This is a genomic window from Gillisia hiemivivida, from assembly GCF_007997295.1.
Classification (GTDB): Bacteria; Bacteroidota; Bacteroidia; order Flavobacteriales; family Flavobacteriaceae; genus Gillisia; species Gillisia hiemivivida.
In genome coordinates, this window is record NZ_VORY01000015.1 from 50086 (window position 1) to 63851 (window position 13766).

Annotated in this window: 12 protein-coding genes and 1 pseudogene; 9 read left to right on the forward strand and 4 right to left on the reverse strand. The window is 36.0% G+C overall.

Annotation, left to right across the window (positions count from 1 at the left end):
* Positions 1-48 precede the first annotated feature (48 nt).
* The 7 genes and pseudogenes from ES724_RS12035 to ES724_RS16780 all read left to right on the forward strand — a co-directional run.
* Positions 49-600, forward strand: coding sequence for a hypothetical protein (locus ES724_RS12035; protein WP_146933252.1), 552 nt, complete (start codon positions 49-51; stop codon positions 598-600).
* A 200-nt stretch (positions 601-800) separates the two neighbouring features.
* Positions 801-1535: a hypothetical protein gene (locus ES724_RS12040; protein WP_146933254.1), complete on the forward strand. Its 735-nt coding sequence runs from the start codon at positions 801-803 to the stop codon at positions 1533-1535.
* The gene (locus ES724_RS12045; RefSeq protein ID WP_146933256.1) at positions 1519-2115 is read left to right on the forward strand and encodes a DUF3347 domain-containing protein; all 597 of its coding nucleotides are present in this window, start codon (positions 1519-1521) and stop codon (positions 2113-2115) included. The genes ES724_RS12040 and ES724_RS12045 overlap by 17 nt, the downstream gene beginning before the upstream one ends.
* Before the next feature lie 63 nt (positions 2116-2178).
* The gene (locus tag ES724_RS12050) at positions 2179-2745 is read left to right on the forward strand and encodes a helix-turn-helix domain-containing protein (RefSeq protein WP_146933258.1); all 567 of its coding nucleotides are present in this window, start codon (positions 2179-2181) and stop codon (positions 2743-2745) included.
* Between the two features lie 244 nt (positions 2746-2989).
* A complete protein-coding gene (locus tag ES724_RS12055; protein WP_146933260.1) occupies positions 2990-3310 on the forward strand; it encodes a four-helix bundle copper-binding protein in 321 nt (106 codons plus the stop codon).
* 65 nt (positions 3311-3375) lie between these two features.
* Positions 3376-6093, forward strand: coding sequence for a heavy metal translocating P-type ATPase (locus ES724_RS12060; RefSeq protein WP_146933262.1), 2718 nt, complete (start codon positions 3376-3378; stop codon positions 6091-6093).
* 17 nt (positions 6094-6110) lie between these two features.
* A pseudogene (locus ES724_RS16780) lies at positions 6111-6238 on the forward strand (permease); the annotation flags it as partial.
* Between the two features lie 329 nt (positions 6239-6567).
* Here ES724_RS16780 and ES724_RS12070 read toward each other — a convergent pair.
* The 3 genes from ES724_RS12070 to lysS all read right to left on the reverse strand — a co-directional run bounded on the left by ES724_RS12070 (position 6568) and on the right by lysS (position 11558).
* On the reverse strand, positions 6568-7089 hold the full coding sequence (locus ES724_RS12070) for a hypothetical protein (protein WP_146933264.1): 522 nt from the start codon (positions 7087-7089) through the stop codon (positions 6568-6570).
* A 129-nt stretch (positions 7090-7218) separates the two neighbouring features.
* Entirely contained in the window at positions 7219-9705 is a 2487-nt protein-coding gene (locus ES724_RS12075; protein WP_146933266.1) for a zinc-dependent metalloprotease, read from the reverse strand.
* 152 nt (positions 9706-9857) lie between these two features.
* A complete protein-coding gene (lysS, locus tag ES724_RS12080) occupies positions 9858-11558 on the reverse strand; it encodes a lysine--tRNA ligase (RefSeq protein WP_146933268.1) in 1701 nt (566 codons plus the stop codon).
* 542 nt (positions 11559-12100) lie between these two features.
* Between lysS and ES724_RS12085 the strand changes: the two genes are divergently transcribed.
* Complete coding sequence (locus tag ES724_RS12085; RefSeq protein WP_146933291.1) at positions 12101-12259, forward strand: YqaE/Pmp3 family membrane protein; 159 nt, start codon at positions 12101-12103, stop codon at positions 12257-12259.
* A complete protein-coding gene (lipB, locus tag ES724_RS12090) occupies positions 12256-12957 on the forward strand; it encodes a lipoyl(octanoyl) transferase LipB (protein ID WP_146933270.1) in 702 nt (233 codons plus the stop codon). Before ES724_RS12085 ends, lipB begins: the two co-directional genes overlap by 4 nt.
* Before the next feature lie 9 nt (positions 12958-12966).
* On the opposite strand, the gene ES724_RS12095 is transcribed toward lipB, so the two are convergent.
* Positions 12967-13650 carry a TapB family protein gene (locus ES724_RS12095; RefSeq protein WP_146933272.1) on the reverse strand — a complete coding sequence of 228 codons (684 nt, stop codon included), beginning with the start codon at positions 13648-13650 and terminating at the stop codon, positions 12967-12969.
* Positions 13651-13766 lie beyond the last annotated feature (116 nt).

Genomic DNA, 13766 nt, shown 5'->3' on the forward strand with positions numbered 1-13766 from the left:
AAGGAAATGAGTTTAAATATTATTAATGACTAACTAAAATTTAAAATTATGAAAAATGTATTTCGAGTATCAATGGTAGCAATTCTAAGTTTACTAGCAGTAAGCTGTGGAACTACGCAAACAGCATCTGAAGCTTTGGCAGAAAATGAATTTAGAAATGAAGTTTATAAAGAAATAGCTACAGATCAAACCAAATTTAAGGATTTCATGCAAGTTGTTCATAATTCAGCTGAGGGTGATAAATGGCTTATGAAAGATCATATGCAAATGATGGAGGATGGCAAAATGATGAAAGTTATGAAAGCCAATCCTGAGATGCAGGAAAAAATGAAGAAAATGATGCAGGATAAAATGGAGAAGGATCCGGAAATGCAGAAGAAGATGATGGATAAAATGAAGGCTAAAATGATGGAAGATCCTTCTATGAAAGAAGCTATGATGCAAAATATGCATGCTGAAATGAAGGCGAACCCGGAGATGGCTGAAAAGATGATGGATAAAATGATCCAATTCTTACATGAGAATCCAGAAATGATGGATAAAATGCAAGCTAAAATGAAAGCCCATCAGGCTGAAATGAAAAATAACAAAAAGCAGTAGTTGAGATTCAATTACTTATTCATCTAATTTATTTATTAGGAATAGTAGGAAAGATGAAGTGTTCCGGGATATATTTCCTGGGGACTTCATCTTTTATAATGAATTAATTTTGGTGAAAAGCACAAAGTATATGAGACATTTCGCACTCGCTCTTTATCGCTAAGGACTATTTAAATCCTAAATAAATAAATTAATATATAATGGTAAACAGACACACCGCTAAAAAAATCAGAAAAACACACCGGTATCTGGGTTTATTTATCGGGATTCAGTTTTTAATGTGGACAATTAGTGGTTTGTATTTTAGCTGGACAGATATAGACGAAATTCATGGAGATCAGTTTCTTAAAGCAAACGTAGAAGAAGCTAGTTTTAGTAATCTAATAAGTCCTTCTCAGCTTCAGTTAAATTCAGAAATAACATCTTTAGAATTAATGGAGATTGGTAAAAGACCCTTTTATTGGGTAAATGAAACTAGCCTTTTTAATGCTATAAGCGGAACAAAGCTTAAAGGAATATCTCAAGAAGATGCATTAGCCGTGGCAAATAAGCATGTTTTAAAGGAGCTGGAGGTTTCAAATATCGAAAAAATAAATGATACAGATAAGCATCATGAATACAGAGGGAAGCCATTGCCTGCTTATGTGATCTCTTATAAGTCTTGGGAAAATATTAAGGCATATGTTGCTGTAGAAAATGGTAAATTTGAAAGTATAAGACATCGGGATTGGCGTTGGTTCGATTTTTTATGGATGACGCATACTATGGATTATGAAGCAAGAGATGATTTTAATAACTTACTTTTGCGTTCGTTTTCTGTGCTAGGGTTATTAACAGTTTTAAGTGGATTTACCCTATGGTTTACCTCGTCACCAAGTATTAGAAAAGTTTTGAATAAAAATAAAAAGAAGAAAAGAAATGAAAAAGCAAATTAGAAACGGTTTTATGATAGCTGCTATGGTAGCAAGTTTTGGATTTTATTCCTGTGGAGATAACAAGAATAAAAACGAAGAAACCACGACAGTAATGGATGAAGAGATGAATTCTGAAGGCCAAGCAGATTCTACAGAAATATTAAATGTGGAAGAAGTGATAAATGTTCAGTTCAAGGAAACTACCACTCAAGCAGCTTTCGAGCATTATATTGGAGTGAAATCGGCATTAGTAGCATCAGATAATACTGAAGCACAGAAGCATGCTAACATGTTGTTGGAAAGTTTAAAAGAAGTTAAGGCAGAGCAAACTTTATTGGATGCTACTAAACAATTAGCAGAAGCAACAGACATTAATAAACAACGTGAAGCTTTTTCAAAGATCACTAATGGAATGGAAGTGGTCTTAACTGGATCAGTTTCTTCTGGAGAGATCTATAAGCAATTTTGCCCTATGGCTTTTGAAGGAAAAGGTGATTACTGGTATTCTTCTTCTTCAGAAATTAGAAACCCCTATTTTGGTGATAAAATGCTAAAATGTGGCCGAGTTGAGGAAGTTATTAATAACCAAGCAACTAATTAGTTAACATTAAACTGAGCTTGTCAATTTCACAATACTGGCAAGCTCAAGTTTAAATTTTATAACATGGAAATTGACGTTTTACATATTAAAAACATGGTCTGTGATCGCTGTATCCATGCAGTTCGTGACATCTTAGACCGCAATAATATCTCCTATAGAACTATTACATTAGGAACTATTGAGCTTAGCACACCCATCAATTCAATTGAGACAGAAAATCTTCAGAAGGAATTTAAAAAGCTTGGCTTTGAAGTTATTTCAGAAAAAAATCAACGTATAGTAAAGCAGATCAAGGCGATCATCTTAAATGATATTTTTCAGGAAAAGCTTAAGAATAATCAAAACTTATCGGTGACCTTGAGTAATCAACTTCATTTCGATTACAGCCATTTAAGTTCTATATTTTCTAAGACTGAGGGGAAAAGTATTCAGACTTATCAAAATGAACTCAAGGTAGAGCGCATAAAAGAATTGCTGGAATATGATGAACTCAGCATCACCGAAATTGCGGATACATTAGGTTTTGGAAGTGCCGCTTATCTTTCTACTCAATTTAAAAAGATTACTGGATTTACTCCTTCTCATTATAAAACTTCTAAAAAGATCAGAAATACACTGGACACCTTTTAATCCCTCATTGAGGGTTTAACCCGCCTGACCGGCTGGGCAGTTTCTCCGAGGCCTGCCCGATACGTTCAGGCGGGCTTGCCTCGAACTTTTAAAAGGATTTTCCTCCCGAACCATCGGGACATACCACGTGGGCTTGCCCCGAGGTTCTTGATTTTCCTATATTTTCATAAAATCTTACCATAATATTAAAAGTCTTTAGTTTTTATAATAGTTAACTTTGAATAGAAACTTAAAAACCAGAGTTATGAGAAATGAAAAATTGATTCATGCATTAGGAAACTGTATTAACCACTGTAATTATTGTGCAGATGCTTGCCTAGATGAAGACAATGTGAAAATGATGGTAGACTGCATTAGAGTAGACCGGGCTTGTGCAGAAGCCTGTGCGGCTTTAAGTCAAATTCTGGCAACTAACTATAAAGATGTCCAAGGTCTAGTAGATTATTGTAAACAGGTTTGCAAGTCATGTGCAGAGGAATGTGAGAAACATGACACACAACATTGTAAAGATTGTGCACAAGCATGTCGCGAATGTGAAAAAGCATGCGAGGCCTATGCCGCTTAATAAAAATTATTAATTTAATTAGTTTAAAACCTGGATTCGTCTGGGTTTTCTTGAATTTAGAAGACATGAAACATAAGTATAAAATTTCTGGAATGACCTGTAATGGTTGCAGAACCCATGTAGAAAACACGTTAAAGGATATAAAAGGTGTTTCTAACGCATCTGTAGATTTGGAAAAAGCTGAAGCAGAAATAGAAATGGATACTCACGTTGAACTGAGTCAGTTTCAAAAAGCTTTAAAAGTAGATGGAGGAGGTTATGAGATACATGAACCAGGAAAAATCATGAGTCATACTTATGATATTACAGGAATGACTTGTAATGGCTGTAGTACACATGTGGAAAAGGTTCTAAACGCTGTAGAAGGAGTCTCTAAAGCCATAGTAGATCTTGAAAAGAAGGAAGCCGTTGTAGAAATGGAATCTCACATTAAGATTCAAAAATTTCAAGAGGTATTAGAGAAAGAAGGAGGAACCTATCAGATTTATCCTCACGGAAAAGCTCCAAATGCAAAGGAGAATGGGTCTTCTAAAACCAATGAAAAAGGAACAGGAACTTTTTATTGCCCGATGCACTGTGAAGGGGATAAGACCTATAATGAACCTGGAGACTGTCCAGTTTGCGGGATGGATCTTGTAGAAGAAATGAGTTTAAAATCATCAGCTGCACAGTATACGTGTCCAATGCACCCAGAGATCGTAAGAGATGAGCCTGGAGATTGCCCCATTTGCGGAATGGACCTAGTGCCAATGAAAGCAGATGTTTCTGCGGAAGCAAAAACTTACATGAAGCTACTCAAAAAATTTAAGCTCGCAGTACTCTTTACCCTTCCAATCTTTTTGATCGCGATGTCTGAAATGATTCCGGGAAACCCGCTTTATGATTGGTTGGATATGAAAACCTGGAATTGGATCCAGTTAGGCCTTTCCATTCCTGTAGTATTTTATGCTACTTGGATGTTTTTTGAAAGAGCTTATAAATCTATAATCACTTGGAACCTTAATATGTTCACCTTAATTGGAATAGGTGCAGGTGTGGCTTGGGTTTTTAGTGTATTTGGATTGCTTTTCCCCGGCCTTTTTCCAGATCAGTTTAAAACCGATGCTGGTACGGTGCATATTTATTTAGAAGCGGCTACCGTTATTTTAACGCTGGTGCTTTTGGGTCAGCTATTAGAAGCCAGAGCCCACAGTAGAACGAATAGCGCTATAAAAGAACTTTTAAAACTCGCTCCAAATAAAGCTTATAAGATTGTTGATGGAGTAGAAAAAGAAGTGCCTACAGATCAAATTATGGTGGGCGATCTCTTACGTGTAAAACCAGGAGACAAAATTCCTGTAGATGGAACAATTGAAAAGGGTCAGAGTAGCCTAGATGAATCTATGATTACAGGTGAGCCTATTCCAGTAGATAAGGTTGAAGGTGATAAAGTGAGTTCTGGAACTATCAATGGGAACCAAAGCTTTACCATGAAAGCCGAAAAAGTTGGAAACGAAACTTTACTGGCTCAAATTATAAAAATGGTGAATGATGCCAGTAGATCGCAAGCGCCAATTCAAAAATTAGCCGATAGAATTTCAGGTTATTTTGTGCCTATTGTAGTGTTGATCTCTGTGATCACCTTCGTTATTTGGGCAATCTATGGTCCAGAACCTTCGTATGCTTATGCCATGATAAACGCTATTGCAGTCTTAATAATTGCATGCCCTTGCGCTCTGGGACTAGCCACACCAATGTCTGTGATGGTTGGTGTTGGGAAAGGCGCACAAAATGGAGTGCTTATTAAAAATGCTGAGGCTTTAGAGCAAATGGATAAAGTAGATGTGCTTATTATTGATAAAACTGGAACAATTACTGAAGGAAAGCCTTCAGTAGAAAAAGTAGTTTCATTAGAATCTTCTTATTCTGAAGATGAGGTTTTAAGATTTGTAGGCTCTGTGAACTCAATGAGCGAACATCCACTCGCCCAGGCAACAGTAAATTTCGCGAAAGATAAAAATGTGAGTTTAATTGAAGCAGTCAATTTTAATTCGGTTACTGGAAAAGGGGTGACTGGGGAAATTGATGGAAAAAAAGTTGCTATTGGAAATGATAAGTTGATGGTTGAGGAGAATGCAGAGATAACTTCAGAATTTAAAAGTCAGGTTGAGAGCGAACAAGAGCAGGGTAAAACAGTTTCTTATGTTGCAGTAAACCATGAAATTGTGGGATATATTACCATCACCGATCCTATTAAAAAAACCAGTGCCCAAGCTATAAAGGAATTGATGGATGATGGGATAGAGGTTATTATGTTGACAGGAGATAACAAAAAGACAGCTCAGGCTGTAGCAGATAAACTTCATCTATCTGGGTTTAAAGCGGGAATGTTACCTGAAGATAAATTGAATGAAGTGAAAAAACTCCAAGATCAAGGAAAATTAGTTGCCATGGCAGGCGATGGGATTAACGATGCACCTGCTTTAGCTAAATCTAATGTAGGAATTGCCATGGGAACGGGAACCGATGTAGCTATAGAAAGCGCAAAGATCACTTTGGTAAAAGGAGATCTGCAAGGAGTTGTAAAGGCAAAAAGATTAAGTGAAAAGGTGATGAGAAACATCAAACAGAATTTATTTTTTGCACTTATCTACAATACTTTAGGAGTTCCGGTTGCTGCCGGGGTACTTTATCCCTTTTTTGGATTGCTGTTATCCCCAATGATCGCAGCATTAGCAATGAGCTTTAGTTCAGTCTCTGTTATTGCAAATGCGTTGAGGTTAAAAAATGCAACAATAGATTAGAATAAACGATTAGGATTATGCAAAATTTTTTAAGTAAATGGGGAGAAGCTGCATACACTAGTGCCGGCTTTTCTGGATGGCTTTATGGGCCTTTGCGTTAGGTTATGTTATAAGCAGTTGTATTCAGGTTTTTGTAACCGAAAAGATGAAAGCTTAATTAATAACTATAGTATAATATAAAAGCCACCTCATTTTATGAGGTGGCTATGTAGGGTAGAATAATCTAGAATATGAAATAAATTTTATATTCTATACTGGTTAGACTCATAGTTTTAAAAAAGGTTTAAAATTGAATACATTTTAAAATTCAAAAACCCACTAAAATAATTTAGTGGGTTCTAAACAATGAATGCAAATTTTAAATATTTGCAATTGGCTTTTTAAATTGTCGAAGCTTTTGTCAATTAATTACAGATTAATTAGTTAAACATTTAATTTTCTGTAAAAACCTTAAAAACATATGTGATACTATGGTTAATATTCTGATCCATCATCGTCATGATCTTTTTTATTCCCTTTCATTTTCGACTTGTCCTTGTGCATCATCATTTTTTCCTTATCCATTTTCATCTCTTCATTGTGCATAACTTCCCATCTTGCGAACTGCTTATCATCAAGAATTTCTCTTATATCTTCTTTGAAGTCATCCTGGATTTTCATCCTCTGTTCATGCATTTCGGCTTTTTCTTGTGGCATATCCTCTGCATCTTCTTCGGTCATTTCTGCTCTGTGACCTGCCTTCAACTCCTTCATGCTTTCCCATCTTTTCTGTTGAGCTTTTTTTAAGTCTGCTTTTTGTTCCGCATTCAAACTCAATTTAGCAGCCATTTTATCAGAATACATAGTGGCGTCTTCATCATGAGACTTCATTTCCATATGTTTCATTTCTTTATGCTCCATATGATCTTTGTCTTTATCCTTATGCACTTTTTCTACCTGTGCAAAAGCTGCAAAGGAGGACATTAGCATTATTAATACTAAACTTATTTTTTTCATGATTTAAATTATTAATTAATACTTAAACATCTAAAAATAAGCAATTTATGAATTGTTAAATATGTTTTAACACAAAAAAACGGTTGCTGTTAAAGCAACCGTTTCAAATCTTAAAATTTTAAAAGAAAATTAGCCTTTTGCAATAGGATTTAGGATTAGATCAATTCTTTCCAAAGCATCCATTAAATGATAACGGGTTAACTGATCATTAGATCTTCCTACCGCGTTTCTAATGTTACGCTGTAAAGTAACCAGTTCTCCTCTTACTACAGGTCTAATGTCACTCTGGGCAACATCAACACTCGTTCCGCGGCTAAATCGGCTGTTTTGTTGTTCCTGTGTCATTAAGTAATCCATTCTGTTTATATATGCACGTTGAAGGTTTCTACGGTAGGTGCTAATTTCACCACCTTTTCTAAGTTCGCTCCAAACTCCGTTTCTAAGTTCGCTCATCATATCTAGAAGACCATAAGCTTCTCTTCCGTTTATCTCACTGTTTTCAATAAGCCTTGCCATTCTTCCGAAGTCTAGCAAATTGTTTAAAGTTCTTTCCTGAGTACCTCTTAAACGCTCTACATTTCCATCAAATTCAATCTTATTAAAGATATCCTGATCAATAAGCCATTCCGGGGTAGAGAACAATTCATCCTGAAGGAATTTCATTGCTACCTTTTGCTTATCTGCTGTTACGTGAAAATATACAGCTCCATCCTGATCATAGGTCTTGGTGAATTTTTTCACACCGCCGATATTTGCTGCAACGTGACCCATGTAACGGTTGTACTGTCCTAAAACCTGTCCATACATAGTCTCTAAATCATCATAATCTTTACCGTCTTCTGCAGTCCATTCAATAAGATTAGGAATTATTCTTTTAAGATTCTTTATTCCGTATTGACTGGCAAGTACAGCGTCGTCACCAAGATCTTCGGTTTGTGAAGTAGGATCAATGACACCTCTTTGCTGGGCTCCAAAACGGTAGATAGGATCATCAGCCTTTTCCAAGATCCATTGATCCAAAATTGGTTTTTCTTCTACTCCCTTTTTTTCTAGTAAAGGCTTATAACCCCACATAATTGCATATTTATCATATGGCCCTACTTCCGGCATTAAAGCAACGTCTCCATCTTCAGGTTGCGCGATATAATTAAAACGGGCATAATCCATTATAGAAGGTGCAGTACCATATTTTTTAGTGAATTCCGGATCTCTTAAATCTTCTACAGAATATGCAACACTGCTTCCCATATTATGTGGAAGACCTAATGTGTGTCCAACCTCGTGAGAAGACACAAATCTGATAAGTCGACCCATTACTTCATCTTTAAAAGCCACACCTTGTGCTTCTGGATTTATAGCAGCTGTTTGCACAAAGAACCAGTTTCTTAAAAGAGTCATTACGTTATGGTACCAGTTAATATCCGATTCCAATATTTCTCCGGAACGAGGATCACTCACATGAGGACCATTTGCATTAGGAATTGGAGAAGCTAAATATCTTACTACAGAATATCTTGCATCTTCAGGGCTCCAATCTGGATCCTCTTCTTTTGTTGGAGGATCTTTTGCTATAATGGCATTTTTAAAGCCGGCAGCTTCAAAAGCAACTTGCCAATCTTCTATACCTTCTTTAATAAATGGAATCCACTGTTTTGGAGTGGCTCTATCTATATAATAAACAATTTGTTTCTTAGGCTCAACCAGTTCTCCGTTCTTGAATTTCTCAAGATCTTCATCTTTTACCTCAAGTCTCCAACGATCTAGGTAACGAACAGTTTCACTTTTTTGAGCTTCTAGTCCGTAATCCACTTGCCCGGTTGTAAACCAGCCAACTCTTTCATCATAATATCTTCTTTCCATAGGCACCTTAGGAAGAAGGATCATGGAGTTGCTCATTTTTACTGAAATTGAAGCAGTACTTGAATTAGAAGGTGGTTCAGATGAATTATACGTTTTTACATGACGCACTTCAATATTTTCAGGATAACTTCTAATAGTATCTATATAAGATCTACTTTCATCAAGACGGGTGATTTTGTAATTTTTACGACTTCTCTCAGGAAATCCTAGAGCCTGAACGTCTTTATTAAAAAGATCGGTTACTTTTATTACCGTGGAATTGCTTAAAGAGTCTTTGTGCAGAGCTTCAATTTCGAAAGAATAAAGTATGGGCTCAAAGTTGGAATTTACCACTGCCTCATGAATCGGAAGAGAATCTGCGGCATAAACATCGTGGGAAACTACCCTCAATAAAACGCTTTTGTCTTTTTTCTCCCAGCGTAAAACCTGCTCATTCTGTTTCCCGCCACCAAAACCAATACCAGCGGCAGTTTGGGCTATACGAGTAACCATAAGCATTTCCCGATTAAAGAGACTGTCAGGAATTTCGTAAAAGTAATTGTCTTCTACTTTGTGGATTGTAAATAAACCTTTGTCAGATTTAGCTTCTTTGGTAATTACCTTGTCATAAGGTTTAATACCATTTTTGTCTTTAGATTCCGATTTTGCTGCTGTTTGCGCCGATGCCTTTTTGTCTTTAGGCTGAAAAACGGCACAACCGGAAACAGAGATTGACAAGGCTATCAATAATAGCTTGTGGGAGAACTGTTTGGTCATGTAAGATTTTTTAATTTAATAATTTTGAATATAAGAAGTAGAATAACTTTAGGGAAATTTAAAACGAAAAAAGACTACCTCTTGGTAGCCTTTAGACTGAAATATTTTGAAAAGGTTTAATTTATTCAGAAAAAAACTGAAAAATTAACATTTTAGAACCATTTTTCTACTTCTTCTAACTGAAGCGCAGCAATGGTTAATTTATTTTTCTTTCTTAAACCGTTTAATTTTTGATGCACTTGTGTTGCCTTGTTCTCTTTAAGTTTTGTCACACTTAAAAATTCGTGCATCACAACATCTACCCATTCCTGTGGCACTCCAATTTTAATAAAATCTTCAGGTTTTGGAACTATCGCTTTCTTTTCCGGTTTCATTTGAGGGAAGAAAAGCACTTCTTGTATAGATTGATTGTTAGTGAGGTACATGATTAATCTGTCCATTCCAATACCCATTCCAGATGTTGGAGGCATTCCATACTCTAAGGCGCGTAAAAAATCATAATCTATAACGCCTGTAGCTTCATCATCTCCTTTTTTAGCCAATTCTATTTGATGCTCAAAGCGCTCACGTTGATCTATAGGGTCGTTTAATTCAGAATAAGCATTAGCTATTTCTTTTCCACAAACCATTAATTCAAAACGTTCCGTTAATTCCGGATTATCTCTATGCTCTTTACATAGAGGGCTCATTTCTTTTGGGTAATCTGTAATGTAGGTTGGCTGGATATAATTACCCTCACATTTTTCACCAAAAATCTCATCTATAAGCTTCCCTTTACCCATAGTATCATCAACATCAACTCCAAGATCTTTGGCGGCCTGACGTATTTCAGATTCACTCTTTCCGGTAATATCAAAACCAGTAAAATGTTTAATGGAATCTGCCATAGTTACTCTTGCATACGGTGCTTTGAAATCTATTTCATGTTTCCCGAAAGTGGCTTTTGTTGTTCCGTTCACAGCTATTGCACAATGTTCTAATAGTCGCTCACAGAATTCCATCATCCAATTGTAATCTTTGTAAGCAACATAGATCTCCATGGCTGTAAACTCAGGATTATGCGTTCTATCCATTCCTTCATTTCTGAAGTTTTTTGAGAACTCATAAACCCCATCAAAACCACCTACGATCAATCTTTTAAGATATAATTCGTTCGCAATTCGCATATAAAGTGGCATATCCAATGCATTGTGATGCGTCATAAATGGTCTTGCCGCCGCTCCTCCCGGAATTGGCTGAAGTACCGGAGTTTCAACTTCAAAATAACCTGCGTCATTAAAGAAATTACGCATGGCATTGAAAAGTTTGGTTCTTTTTACAAAAACCTCTTTCACTTTAGGATTCACTACAAGATCTGCATAACGCTGCCTATAACGTTGCTCCGGATCATTAAATTCATCAAAAATATGACCTTCTTTATCTGTTTTAGGAAGTGGTAATGGACGCAATGCTTTACTAAGCAATGAGAATTCTTTTACCATGATCGTCTTTTCTCCAACTTGTGTAGTAAAAAGCTCTCCGTGGATCCCTATAAAATCACCGATATCCAGTAATTTTTTATATACGTCGTTGTATTTACTTTTATCTTCATCAGGACAAATTTCATCTCTATTGAAATATACCTGGATCTTTCCTGTAGAATCCTGGATATCTGCAAAAGATGCCTTTCCTTGAATTCTTCTGGACATTAATCGTCCTGCAACTACTACCTTCTTGCCTTCTTCAAAATTAGATTTGATCTTGGCACTTGTATGATCTACCGGAAACAGATCTGCCGGATAAGGATTGATGCCTAATTTTCTAAGAGAAGCTAATTTTTCCCTTCTTACAATTTCTTGTTCAGATAGCTGCATGATGTCTTTTAATTTGTGTCTTATCTTCAGGGATAAGAAGTTGCAAATATAATGACATTCACTTAACTAGTCAATTTGAAAATCATATCATTTAGAAAGAATCACTGCTATCTGAAAGTTGGTTTTTTTACTCCTTTTTTGTAGAATATGTGCTGAAATTCCCGAGATTCAGGAGCGACGATTTTTTCAATCGTTGTTCCGCGGGAATTTCAGCACGGTTTTTGGTTTTTTTGCCAAAAAATTCCTTAAAAAAGGCGTCTTTCCTGCCCGAAATGTTCAGGCGGGTTCTTTGCTTCGTTTCTGATTGCTTCCGACGAGTGAAGCGAGAGGAAAGTACAGCAAAAGAAACCGAAGGTTCACGAACTCCATTAAAAAAGAAACAGTGAGCTAAATGAAGGGCAGATAAAAAAAGACAATGGGGTTAAGATTATTAGTCCAAAACATAAGTGACAAGTTTTTCTGTGACAAAGAATAAAAAGGAGATATTTTCAGCAATTATTAATTGGTATCTTTGCCCTATTAAGATTAAAAAAGAAGGATTAATGAGTGTTTGGAGAGTTATTCTATCGGTGTTGTTTCCCCCATTGGCAGTATATGACAAAGGATGTGGATCTATTTTAATTGTGCTCATTCTAACTTTACTTGGTTGGATTCCAGGAGTGATTGCAGCCTTAATTATTTTAAACAAAGGGAAACAATGAACAAATTGGTAGAGGTTCAAGATCTTGGATTAAAAGATTATAAAGAAACTTGGGAATATCAGGAGCAGTTATTTCAATCTATTGTAGACCTAAAGATCAGGAATAGGAGAGAAGAACTTTCTCTGGAAACCCCAAATTATTTGTTGATGGTAGAGCATCCTCATGTGTATACTATGGGCAAAAGTGGCGATCTTGAGCACTTATTACTCACCGAAGATCAGCTTGAAGAGAAGAATGCCAAATATTATAAGATAAACCGTGGTGGAGATATTACCTATCATGGCCCAGGACAACTAGTGGGATATCCAATTTTGGATCTCGACAATTTTTTTACAGATATACATAAATATCTGCGTTTTTTAGAGGAAGTCATTATTCTAACTTTAAAGGAATACGGATTAAAACCAGATAGAAGTCCAGGTGAAACAGGAGTTTGGTTGGATGTAGGAACGCCATTTGCCAGAAAGATCTGTGCACTGGGAGTTCGTGCCAGCCGCTGGGTAACTATGCATGGTTTTGCACTGAATATAAATGCAGATCTTGGTTATTTCGATAATATAATTCCCTGCGGAATTCGGGGAAAATCCGTTACTTCTTTAAATGTAGAGTTAGGAGTAAGGAAAGTTGATCTTGCTGAAGTTGAAAAAAAACTATTACAGCATTTTTCTACTGTTTTTGAAGCACAGCTTAAAGCATAAAATTAATTTTTACTTATTAAAAGCCGTGAGCAGACTACTGCTTGTTAGTTTTCCGTTCCCATTATAGTCTTCCTGCTTTACCATCCCTACACCTTTGGAAAGCCATTGTTTAGCAGTACCACTCTTAGTCATGCCCATTTTAAACTCTGAAGTATAGGTTATTACTACGCAATCAAAAGTGCCAGCAGGTGTAGTAACAGATTCTTTTCCAGTGACACTTCTGTCTTTCATAGCCACATTCATTTTCATATTCATTCCGCCCATATTCATGGTCATTTCCATATTGGAATCGGGGAGTTTATCACCCACACTTAAATTATTTGGGATTTCAATATCATTTCCAGTGATCTCAAAATCCATGTCATTGTATTGTTCAAATAACTGCGGACTCATCATAGACTTAAAATCTATAGAGATCTTATCTCCTTTGCAACTTACATCATAATCTGATGTAGCGATTAGTTCCCCTTTTTCATCTTTTACAGTAGAAGAGATTTTGGCTATTTTTGCGCCGTTTTCATTACGTACATCAGTAATTTTATAATCTACTATAGCAACTGGCCTATCTTTTTTATCGTAAGAAGTGATTTGTGAAGAGATGCCCTCTTCCATGGCAAAATAAGTATTACAGTCTTGTGCAAAGCCGAAAAAAGCACTTATAGCCGTCAGGTATATTAATAAAAAAGTTCTCATAATGCTAAGTTTAGTTAGTATATAATTAGTTATTTGAGGGGAGTATGATGGGGAATTGTAAAGACTTCAGAAAACAGCCAATTGAATGAAGCTTAATAAATGGGGAATGTTTTTGA